This window comes from Nonomuraea sp. NPDC049269 (genome assembly GCF_043197155.1).
In the GTDB taxonomy this organism is placed as follows: Bacteria; Actinomycetota; Actinomycetes; order Streptosporangiales; family Streptosporangiaceae; genus Nonomuraea.
In genome coordinates this window covers 343,477-359,349 of record NZ_JBICSO010000011.1, presented here as the reverse complement: position 1 = coordinate 359,349, position 15,873 = coordinate 343,477, and the positions used below count along the sequence as shown (strand labels likewise).

At 69.8% G+C, this 15,873-nt stretch carries 15 protein-coding genes; 3 read left to right on the top strand and 12 right to left on the bottom strand.

Annotated features, from left to right (window positions below):
* Positions 1-332: 332 nt before the first annotated feature.
* From ACGFNP_RS51080 to ACGFNP_RS51070, 3 genes are all read right to left on the bottom strand, one after another.
* Positions 333-689, bottom strand: a complete 357-nt coding sequence (locus ACGFNP_RS51080; RefSeq protein WP_393330699.1) for a hypothetical protein — start codon at positions 687-689, stop codon at positions 333-335.
* 422 nt (positions 690-1,111) lie between these two features.
* Positions 1,112-1,705 (bottom strand): TetR/AcrR family transcriptional regulator, encoded by a 594-nt coding sequence (locus ACGFNP_RS51075; protein WP_358319933.1) that lies wholly within the window; start codon positions 1,703-1,705, stop codon positions 1,112-1,114.
* Positions 1,702-1,935, bottom strand: a complete 234-nt coding sequence (locus tag ACGFNP_RS51070; RefSeq protein ID WP_393330696.1) for a hypothetical protein — start codon at positions 1,933-1,935, stop codon at positions 1,702-1,704. The genes ACGFNP_RS51075 and ACGFNP_RS51070 overlap by 4 nt, the downstream gene beginning before the upstream one ends.
* 157 nt (positions 1,936-2,092) lie before the next feature.
* Here ACGFNP_RS51070 and rph point away from each other — a divergent pair, with 157 nt between their 5' ends.
* Both rph and ACGFNP_RS51060 read left to right on the top strand, forming a co-directional pair.
* Complete coding sequence (gene rph, locus ACGFNP_RS51065; protein ID WP_393330693.1) at positions 2,093-4,720, top strand: rifamycin-inactivating phosphotransferase; 2,628 nt, start codon at positions 2,093-2,095, stop codon at positions 4,718-4,720.
* 101 nt (positions 4,721-4,821) lie between these two features.
* Positions 4,822-5,451: a helix-turn-helix domain-containing protein gene (locus ACGFNP_RS51060; RefSeq protein WP_358319943.1), complete on the top strand. Its 630-nt coding sequence runs from the start codon at positions 4,822-4,824 to the stop codon at positions 5,449-5,451.
* Here the strand turns inward: ACGFNP_RS51060 and ACGFNP_RS51055 are convergent.
* Complete coding sequence (locus ACGFNP_RS51055) at positions 5,439-6,737, bottom strand: M28 family peptidase (protein ID WP_393330688.1); 1,299 nt, start codon at positions 6,735-6,737, stop codon at positions 5,439-5,441. The two genes, ACGFNP_RS51060 and ACGFNP_RS51055, sit on opposite strands and share 13 nt — an antisense overlap.
* Before the next feature lie 76 nt (positions 6,738-6,813).
* Between ACGFNP_RS51055 and ACGFNP_RS51050 the strand changes: the two genes are divergently transcribed.
* Positions 6,814-7,641 (top strand): alpha/beta hydrolase, encoded by an 828-nt coding sequence (locus ACGFNP_RS51050; RefSeq protein WP_358319948.1) that lies wholly within the window; start codon positions 6,814-6,816, stop codon positions 7,639-7,641.
* Here the strand turns inward: ACGFNP_RS51050 and ACGFNP_RS51045 are convergent.
* The 8 genes from ACGFNP_RS51045 to ACGFNP_RS51010 are packed head-to-tail and all read right to left on the bottom strand — an operon-like array spanning position 7,638 to position 15,871.
* The gene (locus ACGFNP_RS51045) at positions 7,638-8,582 is read right to left on the bottom strand and encodes a phosphotriesterase (RefSeq protein WP_393330685.1); all 945 of its coding nucleotides are present in this window, start codon (positions 8,580-8,582) and stop codon (positions 7,638-7,640) included. The two genes, ACGFNP_RS51050 and ACGFNP_RS51045, sit on opposite strands and share 4 nt — an antisense overlap.
* The gene (locus tag ACGFNP_RS51040; protein ID WP_358319954.1) at positions 8,579-9,796 is read right to left on the bottom strand and encodes an FAD-dependent oxidoreductase; all 1,218 of its coding nucleotides are present in this window, start codon (positions 9,794-9,796) and stop codon (positions 8,579-8,581) included. Before ACGFNP_RS51040 ends, ACGFNP_RS51045 begins: the two co-directional genes overlap by 4 nt.
* Positions 9,793-10,485 carry an SDR family oxidoreductase gene (locus tag ACGFNP_RS51035; RefSeq protein ID WP_358319956.1) on the bottom strand — a complete coding sequence of 231 codons (693 nt, stop codon included), beginning with the start codon at positions 10,483-10,485 and terminating at the stop codon, positions 9,793-9,795. The genes ACGFNP_RS51040 and ACGFNP_RS51035 overlap by 4 nt, the downstream gene beginning before the upstream one ends.
* Positions 10,482-11,246 carry an SIS domain-containing protein gene (locus ACGFNP_RS51030; protein ID WP_358319959.1) on the bottom strand — a complete coding sequence of 255 codons (765 nt, stop codon included), beginning with the start codon at positions 11,244-11,246 and terminating at the stop codon, positions 10,482-10,484. Before ACGFNP_RS51030 ends, ACGFNP_RS51035 begins: the two co-directional genes overlap by 4 nt.
* Positions 11,243-12,097: an ROK family protein gene (locus ACGFNP_RS51025; protein WP_393330682.1), complete on the bottom strand. Its 855-nt coding sequence runs from the start codon at positions 12,095-12,097 to the stop codon at positions 11,243-11,245. Before ACGFNP_RS51025 ends, ACGFNP_RS51030 begins: the two co-directional genes overlap by 4 nt.
* The gene (locus ACGFNP_RS51020; protein ID WP_393330679.1) at positions 12,094-14,166 is read right to left on the bottom strand and encodes a GH36-type glycosyl hydrolase domain-containing protein; all 2,073 of its coding nucleotides are present in this window, start codon (positions 14,164-14,166) and stop codon (positions 12,094-12,096) included. Before ACGFNP_RS51020 ends, ACGFNP_RS51025 begins: the two co-directional genes overlap by 4 nt.
* Positions 14,163-14,963, bottom strand: a complete 801-nt coding sequence (locus ACGFNP_RS51015; protein WP_358319965.1) for a carbohydrate ABC transporter permease — start codon at positions 14,961-14,963, stop codon at positions 14,163-14,165. Before ACGFNP_RS51015 ends, ACGFNP_RS51020 begins: the two co-directional genes overlap by 4 nt.
* Positions 14,960-15,871: a sugar ABC transporter permease gene (locus ACGFNP_RS51010; RefSeq protein ID WP_358319968.1), complete on the bottom strand. Its 912-nt coding sequence runs from the start codon at positions 15,869-15,871 to the stop codon at positions 14,960-14,962. The genes ACGFNP_RS51015 and ACGFNP_RS51010 overlap by 4 nt, the downstream gene beginning before the upstream one ends.
* Positions 15,872-15,873 lie beyond the last annotated feature (2 nt).

Sequence of the window (15,873 nt, the reverse complement as noted above, 5' to 3'; positions counted from 1 at the left end):
GCCGAACACCTCAGTTTCGCTGCCGACCAACTCCGGCGCCTCCTTGCAAGACGCTGCTCGTTTTCTACCGGAGATGTACTGGACGAAGCCGAATTGGCCAATCGTCGGGGAGCGCGAGGGGCTGGCAAGCCCCTCGCCCGGGGCGAAGCCCCCCAATAAGAGCGCCCGAGCGGAGCGAGGACCATGCTTTTGTGGGGGCATGGGGGGCGCTGAGCCCCCCATAAAACACAGCCTGACCTCCGTAGCGCGAAGCGCCCAAAGGGAGGTCCTTGCTTGTGGGGGTATTTACCAGCTGAACTTAAGGTCGGTTGACCATCGGGGTGGGGGCAGCGCTAGCAATCGCTCACTTCTCTTTGCACCTGCTTCTCCTTTGCGCCGAAGGCCTTGAAGTCGTTGCTGACGTCCAGTTTGCCGTCGACGATGCCCTGCAGCGTGGCCTGGTCGCCATACTTCATCATCGCGCCGACCATGCAGTCGAGGGTCGAAGCCGGGAGATCCTTGGTCTCCGGCGCCTTCTTCGTCATGGCGTCGATCAGGGCTGCCTTGTCGACGGGCTTGGCGTCGGCACTACCTGCGGTGTCGGCACTGCTTGCGGTGTCGGCACTGCCTCCGCAGGCAGAAGCTGTCGAGACCAGGGCAACGGTCGTTAAGACCATCACGGCGGAACGGGCGACTCTCGAAATATCCATGAGAAACCTTCGGATCAGAGGGAGAACATCGATTAACCACTTTGCGTGCCCGACGCTCCGAACATATGGCAATGCTCGACCGGCCCTCGAACGCGCATGGGCGCGGGAGCGGTCACACCGAAGCTTTGCTCGGCGAAAATAATCTGCCGATGATCTTAATGCCTTGCGTTTATGGCAGCAACTTGCGCGGCTCGTTTTCTACCGCCGAGATGCTGGACAGATAGTGGACGAAGCCGAATCGGCTGACCGCTGGGGAGCGCGAGGGGCTGGCAAGCCCCTCGCCCGGGGCGAAGCCCCCCAATAAGAGCGCCCGAGCGGAGCGAGGACCATGCTTTTGTGGGGGCATGGGGGGCGCAGCCCCCCATTGAACACAGCCCGACCTTCCGTAGCGCGAAGCGCCCAAAGAGGGAGGCCCTTGCCTGTCAGGGGTGGTAGCCGACCTGCTGGAGTACGGCCGTGAGGTACGCCTTGACGTCGTCCGCGCTCGTCGAGTCCGGGTAGGCGCCGAGATGGTGCAGTATCGCGCCGGTCAGCACCTGCTGGATGATGTTCAGGTCCCTGTCAGGCGGTAGTTGGCCGTTGTCGCGGGCCCGGCTCAGTGTCGCGAGTTCGGCCGAGGCGCGGGGGCCGCTGCGGGAGTTGCGGTACGTCTGGAGCAGCTCGGGATAGTCGTCCACCGCGCCATAAAGCCGGCGGAGCATGCAGCGGTTGCGGGGCATGCTCAGATAGGTAGCCCAGTCGGTCAGCATCCGGTCGATGTCCGGCCAGTCGAGGATCTCCGACTCGGGCGCCTGGTGGACCGACTCGATGGCCTGGATCAGCAGTGAGGTCTTGTCGGGAAATCTCCGGTAGACGGTGGCCCGGGTCACGCCGGCCCGCTGGGCGACCTGCTCGATGCTGGTGAGCACGGCGCCTCGTTCGATCAGCAGGTCCAGCGCGGCGGCGAGGATGGCCGCGTCCACCTCCTGGCTGCGCGGCCGACCGGCCGGCCGCTGCGAGGCTGCGGTGCCGGTCATGTCGACCACTCGGGGAGAGTCACCACGCTCATCCCGTCAGCGCCGATGAACGCGCCGGCGAAAATGCTCGCGAAGACGCGGGGCAAGCGGCCGGCGAAGGGGCCGGGCAAGCGGCGAGCGAAGATGCCGGGCCAGCGGCCGGCGAAGGGCCCGGCGTACGGGCCGGGTGAGGCGCCAGCGAACGTACCGGCGAAGGTGCGGACGAAGGCGCCGGCGAAGGGGCGCGACACGACCGCATTCTAGCCGCGCGGCGCCGGACCGGCCCGAGCGGCGAGCCGGGGTGATCGAAGGGCATGGGGCCTCCTGCGGTTTGATTTCAATACAGTACTGTACTGTATTGCTAGTAGCTCGTAGCCCTCCGTACGAGAGGGCAGATGGGATTCAGCGATGAGCGCCTACGTACTCGGCTTCCACGAGATCGACAAAACCCAGCTCCCCCAGGTCGGCGGGAAGGGCGCCAACCTCGGCGAACTGTCCGGCATCGACGGTGTTCGCGTGCCTGACGGGTTCTGCGTGACCACTGCGGCGTATCGGGCAGTCGTGGAGCAGGACCCCACGGTCAGCGCGCTCATCGACGGGCTGGCCGGCCTGCGGGCCGACGACCGTCCGGCCATCGCCGCCGCCTGCACCCGCCTTCGCGCCGCGATCGAGGCCCTGGCCGTGCCGGCGGAGATCGAACGCGACATCGTCACCCACCTGGCTGAGCTCGGCGACGTCCCCTGCGCCGTACGGTCGAGCGCCACCGCCGAGGACCTGCCGTCGAGCTCCTTCGCCGGCCAGCAGGACACCTACCTGAACGTCCGGGGGCCCGGGTCGGTCGTCCACAACGTCAGGCGGTGCTGGGCTTCGCTGTTCACCGACCGCGCGGTGGCGTACCGCATCAGGAGCGGCTTCGACCACCGCGCGGTCCAGGTGTCGGTGGTCGTGCAGCGGATGGTCTTCCCCGAAGCGGCGGGCATCATGTTCACCGCCGACCCCGTCACGTCCAACCGCCGGGTGGTCTCGATCGACGCGGGCTACGGCCTGGGTGAGGCACTGGTGTCCGGTCTGGTCAACGCCGACACCTACCGGGTCAAGGCGGGACGGATCATCGACAAGGTGGTCTCCACGCAGACGATGGAGCTGCGTGCCTCGGCGGGCGGCGGCACGGAGGAGCGGCCGGTGGAGGCCGCGCGGCAGAACGCGCAGACCCTGGCCGACGAGCAGATTCTCCAGCTGGAGACCCTCGGGCGGCGGATCGAGGCCCACTTCGGCCGGCCGCAAGACATCGAGTGGGGGCTGTCCGACGGCGTGTTCCACGTGCTGCAGAGCCGTCCCATCACCACGCTGTACCCCGTTCCCGTCTCGCACGACGGCAAGAACCACGTCTACATCTCGTACGGGCACCGGCAGATGATGACCGACGCGTTCACCCCGCTCGGCCTGTCGTTCTTCCTCCTGCTGGACGAGTGGCTCGGCCGGCCGAAGATGGACGTGGCCGGGAACCGGTTCTACAAGGACATGTCCAACGAGCTCTCGTCGACGTGGGCAAGGCCGGTCACGCTCAAGAGCCTCGGCCAGGTCGACGTGCTGATGGCCAACGCCCTGCGGACCGTGCTGAGCAGGAAGGACTTCGTCCAGTCCCTGGCTCACGGCAAGACGTCGGTGATGAACTTCGGCAAGGGCGGCCCGCTGCCGATGGCCCGCCAGTACCTCAAGCTCTCCCGCGAGGACGATCCCCGCGTCGTCCCGGAGCTCATCGCGCAGAACGAGGCGTCGGTGGCGCGGCTCCGGGAGGCGATCGCCGGCAAGTCCGGTGACGAGGTGTTCGCGTTCATCATCGAGGATCATCGCGAGCTGACCGACATCATGTTCGAGCCGCGGAGCGTGGCCGCGGCGTTCCTCGGCATCCAGTCGGTGAACTGGGTCAACAAGCACATGAACGCCTGGCTGGGCGTCAAGAACGCCGCCGACGCCGTCGGTCAATCGGCTGACCACAACGTCGTGGCGGCGATGGGACTCGACCTGCTGTACGTGTCCGACGTGGTGCGGCAGTACCCGGACGTCATCGACTATCTCGGCGAAGGTGAAGCCGAGCGCGACACGTTCTTCAGCGGGCTCTCCGAACGGGACGGCGGCGACGTCGTACGCCCCGTCATCGAGGAGTACCTGCTCAAGTACGGCATGCACTGCCAGGGGGACATCGACCTCACCAGGACACGATGGAGCGAGGATCCGACGCTGCTCGTCCCGCTCATCCTCGGCAACATCAAGAACTTCGCGCCCGGCGAGCGCGAGCGCAGGATCGAGCAGGGGCGCGCGGAGGCCGAGCGTACGATGGCCGACCTTCTGGCCAAGCTGCCGAGCAAGCGGAAGGCGAAGAAGGCGGCGCGGCAGATGAGCCTGGTGCGCCACTTCATCGGCTACCGGGAGTACTCCAAGCACGCGTGCCTGCAGCGGTACGGCCTGTACAAGCAGGCGCTCATGGGCGAGGCCAGGAAGCTGGTGGCCCAGGGAGTGATCAAGGACCCGGAGGACGTGTACTTCCTGTCCCTGGAGGAGTTCAGAGAGGTGGTCAACACCGGGCGACTGGACTACACCGTGATCACCGAGCGGCGGGAGGCGCACGAGTCGTACCAGAAGCTGACCCCGCCGCGGGTGCTCACCTCGGAGGGTGAGGTGATCAACGGCGAGTACGACGCGGGCAACCGGCCGGAGGGGGCGCTGGCGGGCATCCCGGTGTCGTCGGGCGTCGTGGAGGGGCGTGCGCGGGTCGTCCTGAGCATGGAGGACGCCGAAGTGGAAGAGGGCGACATCCTGGTCACGGTGTTCACCGACCCGAGCTGGTCGGCGCTGTTCGTCTCGGTGAAGGGGGTGGTCATGGAGGTCGGCGGCGTGATGACGCACGGCGCGGTGATCGCCCGGGAGTACGGGCTGCCGGCGGTCGTCGGCGTGCGGGGCGCCACCGAGCGCATCCACGACGGCCAGCTCATCCGGGTGAACGGCAGCGAGGGCTATGTGGAGGTGCTGTCGTGACGCGCCCTCCGTCCCCATGCGAGCGAGACTGCCGAAGACTATACCTACGTATAGTAGACTTCCTGATCAAGTAGTGGGCTACACAATTCGGCGGTGACAGCGTGACGATCGGACCCGACCCCGAAGACCTCACCGCCCGTGCCCGGATCAGAGACGCGGCCCTGCGGCACTTCGGTGAGCACGGGTTCGAGCGGGCCACGATCCGGGGCATCGCCGAGACCGCCGGAGTGTCATCCGGGCTGGTCCGCCACCATTTCGGCTCCAAAGAGGCGCTGCGCGATGCCTGCGACGACTACCTCGCCAAGCTGGTCCGCCGGCTCAACGACCAGGTCCGGGCCGACACCCTACCGAGTGACGTCAACTATGTGGCCGTCGCCAGGGCCACCTTCGGGCCGTACCAACAGTATGTGGCGCGGGCCCTGTCCGAGGGTCGGGCCGCGACCGTCTTCGACGAGCTCGTGCGGCTGAGCGAGGAGTGGATCGTGGAGTACGACAGGAGCCGGCCCGATCCCCCTCAGGTGCCCCGCAAGGCCCGGGCGGCGGTGGTCACCGCCATGGCGCTGTCGGTATCCGTCCTCCACCAGCACATCTCGCGGGCCATGGGCGTCGAGGTGTACAGCCCGGAGGGCGACCGCCTGCTCGCCCAGACCCTGATCGACATCTACTCGCACCCCATGCTCAGCCTGGAGGACGCCGCGAAGTACCAGGAAGCCCTCGATCACCAGCGCTGAGGCGACCACCCGGCGGTCCCGGCCACGATGCGTACGGCAGCGCGGGCCAGCGGCTCCAGCCCCGCCACATCGACCTTGTCGAGGGTGTCCGCCGAGTCGAACAGGTACATCGGCGCCGACAGGAAGTGCACGAGCGGCACGCCCTCAGGATGGAAGAACGCCCCGTCGGTGGGCGGCATGGGCGAGAACGCGTCGGGCGGCAGCACGAAGGACCGGCGCAGTCCCTCCGTCTCCAGCGTCTCGGCGACCAGCTTCTCCAGCCGCGGCAGCTGGCTGGTGAACCACCACCTGACCTCGGGATCCGCGGTGGGGACGAGCGCACCGTCCACGCCTTCGCAGCGCAGCGCGGCGTGTTCGAGATGCATTTGGAGCACCACGTCGGCCAGCAGCGGGCGGTGGCGTTCGATGAACGCCCTCGTGCCCGCCGCGTGCGCCATGTGCCCGGAGGTGAACAGGAACATCAGGTTGTGCGGCCGGGCCGAGGCGGGCACCTGAGACCAGTGGCGCGCGGCGGCCAGGACCAGCGCGATGCCGGAGGCGTCCTCGACGGCCGACGCCCACGGCCCGTCGTGGTGGGAGGCGACGATGACCGTGTGCGGCGAGTCGGCGGGCAGCGTGGCGACCACGTTGTACGTGGTCACGGTGTCGGTGACCGACTGGGCGACCAGCTCGCCCATGCAGGGCAGCCGGTCCAGGAGCCGCCGGCCATCGCTCCCCGACAGCCACAGACCGGGAATCGGCCGCTCGACCGCGTCATAGGGCACGTAGTAGTCGCGTGTCTCCCATGGCAGCCCGGTCAGCGCGCCAATGAAGCCGGCCGCGCCTGCTTCGAGCGCGGGCTCGACAACGTCCATCATCCGGGGTCCGAACGGGATGGTCTGGACGAGCGTCTCGAAGACGCCCTCCGGGTCGTAGGCCGAGGTCGCCAGCGTGCTGACGTACGACTGCGGCAGCTCGGTGAAGGCCAGCTCGTCCACCGCGATGTCGCCGGGCCGCGCGTCGGCGAGCGGCACGACCCTGGCGCGCAGGCCGTCGGTCGGCGCGGTGTGCGGGAGCGGGAACCCGGCCAGCTCCGTGCCGTCGTCGAGCCGCAGCACCCCGGTGCCGGGCTGCCAGCGGGGCACCTCCACCGGCTCCAGCGCGACCTCCAGCCCGAATTCGGTCAGCCGCTCGGCCAGCCACCGTTCGGTCCACCCGTCGGCCGGATAGCCCGGCCGGCGGATGCCCCGCGACACGACGGTCTCGATCCAGCCGAGCATCTCGGCGGCGGAAGGCACGTGCTCCATGAGCCTGATCCAACCATTGACAGCGGTCCTTTGTGAAGCGACAGTTTCGGTCATCCGTACAACTTGTGGAGGCTGTATGAAGCTTCTCGTGGCCGTCGTGGTGCTCATGCTGGGGGTCGTGGCCAGACCGGCCCAGGCCGCGGACACCATCGAGGCGCATTACAAGGTCGCCGGTCCTTGGGCGGTCGCGACCGCCGACGCGCCGGGCTACAAGCTCTACTACCCGGCCGATTTAGGCGCCGGGGGTGTCAAGCATCCGATCATCACCTGGGGCAACGGCACGGGCGCCGTGCCCACGCAGTATCCCGGGCTGCTCAACCAGCTCGCCTCCTGGGGCTTCGCCGTGGTCGCCTCGACCGACACCACGACCGGCACCGGATCCGAGATGATCGCCGCCGCCCAGTACCTGATCGCCAGGAACACCGACAGCTCCAGCGTCTTCTACGGCAAGCTCGACGTGACGAAGGTCGGCGCGGTCGGCCACTCCCAGGGCGCCGGCGGCGCGGTGAACACCGCCACCAAGTCCGGCGGCCTGATCGACACCGTCATCCCCATCGCGCTGCCCGCGCCGATCTGGGTGAGTTCGGGAGACAAGTTCTACGTCGACCAGCTCACCTGCCCGGTGCTGTTCGTCAGTGGCGCCAACGACACCCTCATCTCCCCCAACTCGGCCCTCCAGACGTACTACGGCCAGGTCCCTGGCGCGGCGGCGAAGGCGCAGCTCAAGGGCGCCGACCACAACACGATCCAGGGCACGGGCGGCGGCTTCCTCGGTTACGTGACGGCCTGGCTGATGTACCAGCTCCAGGGCGACACCTACGCCAGGGGCGCCTTCGCCGGCACCACCCCGGAACTCAACACCAACACGAACTGGCAGAACCAGGTCGAGAAGAACCTGCCCTAGCGGCGCAGTGCGAAGGCGGCGCGCGGGTTGCCGGTCAGCGCCGCCTTGGCCACCTCACCCAGCCCCGCGGCCTCCAGCCGCGGCACGAACTGCTCCAGAAGGTACGGCAGGCCGGGCCCGCCACCCAGACTCGGCCAGTACGATCTGCGCGCCAGGTCCATCCCGAACAGCACCCGATCCCCCAGCCCGTGCCCGGCGAGCTCGGCGACGAGCGCGACGATGTCACTGTCCGGGCCGTACTTGATACGTCCGGGCCGATCAAAGGCCAGATAAGCCCCTCTTTCCGCCAATGAGACGAGATATCCGGCATCGGGATTGTGGTCGATGTGCCCGAGCACGACCCGATCGGCCGCCACCCCTTCGGCGGCCAGCGCGTCGAGCAGCTCGTGCCCCATCGTGCCCTTGTCGCAATGGGTGACGACCGGCACCCCGCTCCGCCGCGCGGCAACGGCCACCGCGCTGATCAGCCGCGCCACCCCGCGCCCGAACGCGTGGTACCCGGTGGCGATCTTGATGGCCCCCGCGCGGGCCGACGACCGCCGCACCAGCGGCCCCACCAGCCCGTACTCGTCCATGCCCAGCTCGATCTCCGTCACGAGCAGCTCGGTGATCTCGTCGACCGAGTAGTGGTGCAGCCAGTGGGCGTCGCTGTAGTAACCGCTCTTGTGGAACCCGGTCACCGCGATCACGTGCAGCCCGGTCCGCTCCGCCAGCTCCTTCATCAGCGACGGGCTGCGGCCGAAGCCGAGCGGCGTCATCTCGACCACCGCGGACAGGCCGAGCCGCTGCGCCTCCGTCACCTCCACGACGGCGGCGTCCAGGGAGTCGAGCCGGTAGTCCGGCTCGTTGCGCACCGGCCAGTCACCGGTCATGAACAGGTGCTCGTGCGCGTAGGTGATGCCGAGCTCCTCGACGTCCCCCAGCACGGTCCGGACCGTCACAGCAGCGCTCCTCCTTCTCGCAGCCGCTTACGCAGCAGCTCCACGTCCACCGCCGCGGGCTCCACCCCCGCCTGTACGGCCAGCGCCGCCGCCGTCCCCGCCGCCTGCCCCATCGCCATGCACTGCCCCATGGACCGGGCGGAGGCGTGGGCGTCGTGCGTGGCCGACAAAGAGCGCCCGGCCACGATCAGCCCGCCGACCTCGACCGGGAGCAGGCACCGGTACGGGATCCCGTAGGTGCCGAAATCGTGGACGTACTCCCAGCGGGTGGCGTCCCCCGAGGCGTGGTCCTCGATGGGCGCGCCGCACCGCGCGATCGTGTCGGGAAAATCCCTCCCGGCCAACACATCATCAGAAGTCAGGACATATCGTCCGACCAGGCGTCGTGACTCCCGTACGCCGATACGTACGGACGTGCTCAGCAGCACGGCCGAGCCGTACCCCGGCACCTTCGCCCGCAGGAAGCCGACGTAGTCGCGGACCTGCCGCCGCCCCACCCGCTCGGCCTCCGCGAGCTGGACCGGATCGGTCGGATCGAGGCCGGTCACCCGCGTGAGGTTGGTGTGCACGATCCCGTCATGCACGGTCCTGTGCACGGACCCCTCGCGTCGCGGCAGATCGGCGTCGGCCATCAGCGCGTGCAGCTCCGCCGTGCTGGTGGCGGACAGATCGACCCCGCCGAGCCGGAACGTGGCCGTCATCGGCTGGAGCCGCATCCCCGGGCGTTCGAGGGTGGCGCCGGCCCGCCAGGCCACCTCGGCGTCCCCGGTGGCGTCGATCACCACCCGGGCCTTGACCAGGAACCGGCCCGCCACGGTCTCCACGACGACGCCGGTGCCGGGCACGAAGTCGCAGACCCTGGCGTGCAAAAGCGCGTCCGGGACGAGCGCGTCCCAGACCAGCTTGAGCTCCTCGGGTTCGTAGGTCACCCCGGTGCCCGCGCCATAGGTGTTGGGCCGCTCGAAGGCGGCTCCGGCCTCGAAGAGCCGCTCGCACACCTCCCAGCCGACGCCGCCGACGACCCGCCGCGAGACGGGGCCGGGGGCGTAGAAGCCATAGAAGGTGTCGAGCACCGCGGCGCCTGTACCGCCGAGGAAGCCCGCCGACTCCACCAGCAGGCACGACGCCCCGGAACGCACCGCGGCGACGGCGGCCGCGCACCCGGCGCTGCCCCCGCCCGCGACCACCACGTCGCCTTCCCACAGCACGTTCATCGCAGGTGCCACCCTCCGTCGACGGGAATGACCGCTCCCGTGGTCCGCCCGGACGACGGCGACAGCAACCAGAGCACGGCCTGCGCGACCTCCTCCGGCTCGCACGGTCCGGCGCCGAGCGGCATCAGCGAGGGCAGCTTGGCCTTGACGGTCTCGGAGGTCCGGGCGCGGCGGCTCATCGGCGTGGCCACCAGTCCGGCCGAGATCAGGTTGACCCGTACGCCGTGCGGCGCCGCCTCGCGGGCCGCGGTCCTGATCAGCGGGATCAGCGCGCCCTTGGCCGAGGCGTAGGCCACGGTGCGGAAGTCGTCGTCGAGCGACGAGCCCAGCGCCGAGCCGATCACCACGATCGAGCCGCCCTTCCGCATCGCCGGGATCGCCGCGCGCAGCAGCCGGAACACCGACTCGTGGTTGACCCGGTGCACCTCGTGCCAGGCCGTGTCGGTGCACTCGACCACGCCGCCGTCGCCGAGCGACCGGCCGGACATGCCGACCGCGTGCACGACGCCGGAGATCTGCCCGTGTACGGCCGTCGCCTGGGCCAGGGCCTTCTCCGCGTGCCCCGGCGCGGTGATGTCGATCCCACCGGCCAGGTCCACGCCGAAGGCGGCCCCGCCGGTGGCCTCGACCGCCGCCACGCAGGCGCGGCCGATGCCGCCGTCCGAACCGGCCACCAGTACGGCGCTCATGGTTTCCTGAGCACGTCGGCGGCGCGGCGGGCGTGCTCAAGGTAGGCGGCCTCGAACAGCTCCTCGGAGCGCGGGCCGCCGACGAGCTTGGCGCTGGAGATGACCGGCGGGATCCAGCCGCCCGCGACGAGCAGCTCGGCCGTACGGACCTTGATCTCGTTGACCACGGAGACGGCGGCCAGCGTGCTGCCCGGACCGACCGGCTCGGCCAGCCCGTCGACGGAGCACAGCGCGTCACCGACCGGGGTGCACAGGTCGATCACCACGTCGGCGTGGTCGGCGAGCCGGGTCCCGCTGGGATGACCGGGCTCGACGGCCGTGGTCTCCCGCATCGACGTCACGGCCACCACGGGCAGCCCCGCCTTGCGCAGTCCCATCGCCATCTCGATCGGCACGGCGTTCAGCCCGCTGACGCTGAACACGATGGCCGCGTCGGTCGGCCGCAGCTCGAAGTTGGCCAGGATGGCGTCGGCGAGTCCTTCGACCCGCTCGATGAACATCGCCTGCCGCATCCCGTTCGACCCGGCCACCTGGGTGTAGAAGGTGGTCGACAGGTCCACGATCGGGTGGAAGCCGGGATAGGAGCCGTAGCGGGGGAACATCTCCTCCACACCCATCCGCGAATGTCCGGTGCCGAACGTGTGCACCACACCCCCGCCGCCGATGGCTGAGGCCGCGACGTGCGCCGCCGCGGTAAGGGTCTCCTCCTGTGTCCGCTCGATCTCGCCGAGCAACTCCATCGCGCGCCGTATCCATTTCATCCAGATCTCCTCCCATAGAGCGCGGCGCCGATCGCCCCTGCCATCGGGCCGAGTACGGCAGGTAGCACCGCGATGTCCCCGATGAGCGGACGTCGCCGCTCAAGTTCCGTGTTCAGGGCGGACCGCATCAGATCGAGCGCGCCGGCGACCCCACCACCCACGACCACCGTGCTGACGCCGAAGAACGCCGCCGCGTCGCCCAGCGCGATGCCGAGCGCCCAGCCGGCTCTGGAGAGCACGCCCTGCGCCCGCCCGTCACCCGCCCTGGCGGCCTCGGCGACGGCCTCGGGCGGACCGGAGCCGAAGGCCCGCACGATGCCGGACGCGCCGGCGAACGTCTCCACGCAGCCCCGGTTGCCGCAGCAGCACGCCGGTCCCCACGGGGCGACCGTGACATGCCCGATCTCGCCGAGATTGTCGCGAGGGCCGACGAGAATCCCGCCGCGCAGCGCCACCGCTCCGCCCACCCCGGTCCCGAGGACCGCGAACAGCACGTCGGGCAGCCCGCGAGCCGCCCCGAGGAGCAGCTCCGCGAGCCCGAACGCGCGGGCGTCGTTGACCACGGTCACCGGGGTCCCGGTCAGGGCGCCCAGCCGCGAGCCGACCGGATAGCCGTCCCAGTCTCCGGGCGGGTTCGGCACGAACAGCGCGGTCCCGGTCTCCCGGTCCACGTGGCCGGGCAGCCCGATCCCGATGCTCTCCACGCGCCGGGCGGCCAGCGAGGCCACGAACGCCATCGTCTCGTCGGGGTTCGGCGGCGTGGGGACGGTGCCCATGCTGACCACGTCGTCCCCGTCGAGCAGCACCCATTTGATGTACGTTCCGCCGACGTCGACCCCGAGCCGTGTCACGGCCCGATCCGCAGGACTCGCGACTCGAACCCGGCGTCATCGGGCGCCTTGGCCGGGCGGAACGGCTCGACGCCGAGCAGCCGCAGGTAGGCCAGCAACGGCTGGGAGTGGCTGTGCAGGTTGGCGACGGGGTACGCCTGCATGGCGACGCCGACCTCGGCCAGGTCCCACGTGCGGCCCGGCCGCTCGGTCTCGGGCGCCAGGTAGGCGTCGGGGCCGGACAGCGTGCCCTCCCATACGTCCGGGTAGGCAGCCGTATGGGCGGCCAGGGACATCTGGCGCCACCACTGCCAGCCCAGCTCGGGAACGTGCTCGGCGGCGGCCCAGATCAGCGTCATGTTGATCGCGTACCAGATCGTGCCGACCCCGCCGGGACCGTAGGCGCCCCGATCGGGCCAGCGCAGCCGGGCGCCCAGCGGCGAATCGGCGGCGGCGGTCCGCTCAATCGTGCGCAACAGCTCCACAGCCCGCTCGGGCGGCGCGGCACCGCTCAGAATGGCCCAAGGCTGCACTTCCAGCCACATGTCAGACTCTCCGACGACCGCTCCGGGGCCGTACGCGCGGCGGTACCACCGCCCGTTCCACTCGCCCGCCACCAGGTCGCGCAGCTCCTCGCCGAGCTTGCGGGCCTCGGCCGCGGTCGCGTCGTCGCCGAGCCGCTCGGCCAGGATCGCGTAACGCGGCAGGACCCAGGCGGCCATGGCCGAGTTCAGGACCGATTCGCCGTGCGAGATCATCACCTCGCGGTCCACTCCGCTCTCGGTGATGGCCATGTCGTTCCAGTCGGCGTTCAGGATCCGCAGGTGGCCGTGCTCTCCCCGGCCCACCACGTCGGTGAGGAACCTGAACTGCCGGCGCAGGTGCTCGCCGAGCGGCACCGGCGCGGCCCCGTGGACCGGGTGGTACGGCACGGCGTCGGCGAAGGCCGCCAGGTCGCCCGTCGCGCTCAGGTATTCGGCCGCCAGCCACAGGGCCCACAGGTTCTGGTCCGAGGGGCGGAACAGGTCGGTCCATGGCCGCTTGTCCGGTCCGAGCGCATAAGGCAGGTCGCCGTCGGGGCCGCCCCAGGCGCAGGTGTTGCGCAGCACGGACAGGGCCAGGTCCGGCTCGATGTACACCAGCGGGAGCGCGTGCTGGAGCGGGTCGCGGGCGGCGCCGTTGAAGCCGTGCCGGAAGGAGTAGCACGAGCCCTGGTCGAGGGTGTGCCCGCCGAGCACGCCGTCGGCGCAGGCCGCGCCGGTCAGCAGCGCCGCGTGCCACGGGACCTCCCGCTCGGCCTCCGGCGCCCGCGCCGCGACCGCCTTGGGCAACCGGTCACGCAGCGCGGCGAGGCTGCCGTCGAACGCCTCCGCCGCCGTGTCCGCCCGGCCGTTCGCCTTACCGTCCGTCCAGCCGCCGGACGCCGAGGCTCCGCCGTGTGTCCCGCCGCTGGACGACGGGGCTGCGGTCCCGCCGTCCAGCAGGCCGTACCTCAGACCCAGCAGCCGCTCTTCGCCCGCCGCCAGATCGAGGGGTATGGTCAGGCGGCCGGCCCCGGTCCTGGCCCCGCCGATGAGTTCGAGCTCCAGCCCGGGATCGTCGGCCGGCTTCGCGCCGGTGATGAGCTCGACCCGGGCGGCTCCGGGCGTCCACTCCTCGGTCAGCTCCAGTCGTACCGGCTCGTCGAGCAGGTTGCGTACGCGCAGCCGGATCAGCACCCACGGCCACTCGCCCTCAGGGCACAGCACCGTACGCTCCAGCGTCACCCGGTCATCGGCGACCCGGACGATCGCGAACGTCGGCCCGAAAATCCTCTCCGATCCCGAAATATCGGTGGAAAGGGTTCCGGCGCGGGTGACGCCCGTGCCCCGGGTCAGCCACAGCAGCCCGGTGTGCTCGTCGAAGAGGTCGCTGAGCCCGTAGTTGTCCGTGACCAGCGTGATACGCCGGTTCCCGACATGGAGGAAATGCCGGCGGGTGAGCGGATCCAGGACCGGATCCCATTCGGCGCGTGGGTCGCGCTCCTGGTCCATCGTGTACGCGAAGGCAGGCAGCCCGTACGCCGTGGTCCATTCCCCGAACGCGCTCATTTCCGTACCCCTCCCAGGGTCAGCCCGGCCACGTAGTAGCGCTGCAGCAGGAACATCAGCACCAGCGGCGGCACCGCTGTGATCAGGGCCGCGGTGCTGACCAGTCCGATGCTGAAGTCGTACTCCGTCTGGAGCTGGGAAAGCCCCACGGGCAGCGGCCAGAGGCCGGGATCGTTGGCCACGATGAGCGGCCACAGCAGGTTGTCCCACTGCGCGAGGAACTGCAGCAGGAAGAGCGTGAGCAGCGCGGGCCGCAACAGCGGCGCCCCGATGCGGACGAAGATCCGCAATTCGCTCGCACCGTCCACCCGCGCCGACAGCAGCAGCTCACGCGGTATCGCCAGGGCGAACTGACGGACCAGGAACACCCCGAAAGCGCTCATCATGAACGGCACGATCATGCCCTGATAGGAGTTGATCCAGCCCAGCTCCTTGACGATGAGGTACATCGGCACGAGCACCACGATCGGCGACAGCGAGAGCGTCCCCACGATGAGCGCGAACAGCACCCGGCTGCCCGGGAATCGGAGCTGCGCGAGCGCGTACCCGGCGGCCGAGGAGAAGATCACTTCGAGGACGCCGATGCCGAGCGAGAGGATCAGGCTGTTGCCCAGATAGACGGGGAAGTCACCCTGGTTGAACAGCTGCGAGACATGCGCGCCCAGCTGGGAGGCGTCGAAGCCGAACCCGCCCAGATCGGTCACGTCCGACGCGGACGAGACCGCGAACATCGCGTACACCGGCAGCAGCAGGACGGCGACGACCAGCGTCAGCAGCGTGCCGCGGACCACCTTCACCCTTCCTCGCCTCCCCTGAGCACCCTGAACTGCACCAGCGAGAGCAGAAGCATGGCCACCAGCAGCACCATCGCGATCGCCGAGGCGTAGCCCATGCGCTCGAACCCGAAGCCGGTCGCCCACAGGTAGAGCGGCAGCACCTCGGTGGCTCCGGCCGGTCCGCCCTTGGTCAGCAGGAAGGCGGGCACGAACGACTGCATCGCCCCGACCACCGCGATGACCAGCACGAACAGCAGCGTGCGGCGCAGCAACGGAAGCGTGATGCGGTAGAAGATCCGCACCGGACCGGCGCCGTCGAGCGCGGCCGCCTCGAACACACTCAGCGGCAACCCTTGCAGCCCCGCGGTCAGGATGATCACGAACAGCCCGAGGTGCTTCCAGGTCGTCATGATCACCAGGGCCCAGAGCGCGAGCCCCTCGTCGGTCAGCCACGGCTTCGGCGCCGCCCCGAACAGCCCGATCAGCGCGTTCGCCAGGCCCTTCTCGGCGAAGATCACCGACCACACCATCGAGGTGGCCACCAGCGGCATCGCCGCCGGGATCATGACCAGGCCGCGGAGGAAGGCGTTGTACCTGCCCGGCTTGCTCAGCGGCACCGCTATCGCCAGGCCGAGCACGATCGACGGGACCACCGATCCGATCGTGTAGGCGGCGGTGACGCGGGCCGAGTTCCAGAAGCCGGGGTCGCCGAGCATCCTGCGGTAGTTGTCCAGGCCGGTCCATTCGGGCGTCCCGGCCAGGTCGTAGCTGGTGAAGCTGAGATACACGGCCACGACGAACGGCACGAGCCAGAAGACCGTGAAGTAGACCGCCGCGGGCAGGGCCAGCAGGCCGCCGGTACGGGCCTCCGCCCACCGCTGGCCCTTGCCCGAGACCTGGGCGATGGGCGGCACCAGCCGTAAGGACACCG

Excerpts from the sequence above, each read along its gene's own strand:
- rph (WP_393330693.1), top strand. The coding sequence starts at position 2,093 with ATGAGCGCCTACGTACTCGGCTTCCACGAGATCGACAAAACCCAGCTC.
- ACGFNP_RS51055 (WP_393330688.1), bottom strand. The coding sequence starts at position 6,737 with ATGGAGCACGTGCCTTCCGCCGCCGAGATGCTCGGCTGGATCGAGACC.
- ACGFNP_RS51080 (WP_393330699.1), bottom strand. The coding sequence starts at position 689 with ATGGATATTTCGAGAGTCGCCCGTTCCGCCGTGATGGTCTTAACGACC.
- ACGFNP_RS51030 (WP_358319959.1), bottom strand. The coding sequence starts at position 11,246 with ATGAAATGGATACGGCGCGCGATGGAGTTGCTCGGCGAGATCGAGCGG.
- ACGFNP_RS51040 (WP_358319954.1), bottom strand. The coding sequence starts at position 9,796 with ATGAACGTGCTGTGGGAAGGCGACGTGGTGGTCGCGGGCGGGGGCAGC.
- ACGFNP_RS51035 (WP_358319956.1), bottom strand. The coding sequence starts at position 10,485 with ATGAGCGCCGTACTGGTGGCCGGTTCGGACGGCGGCATCGGCCGCGCC.
- ACGFNP_RS51020 (WP_393330679.1), bottom strand. The coding sequence starts at position 14,166 with ATGAGCGCGTTCGGGGAATGGACCACGGCGTACGGGCTGCCTGCCTTC.
- ACGFNP_RS51075 (WP_358319933.1), bottom strand. The coding sequence starts at position 1,705 with ATGACCGGCACCGCAGCCTCGCAGCGGCCGGCCGGTCGGCCGCGCAGC.
- ACGFNP_RS51050 (WP_358319948.1), top strand. The coding sequence starts at position 6,814 with ATGAAGCTTCTCGTGGCCGTCGTGGTGCTCATGCTGGGGGTCGTGGCC.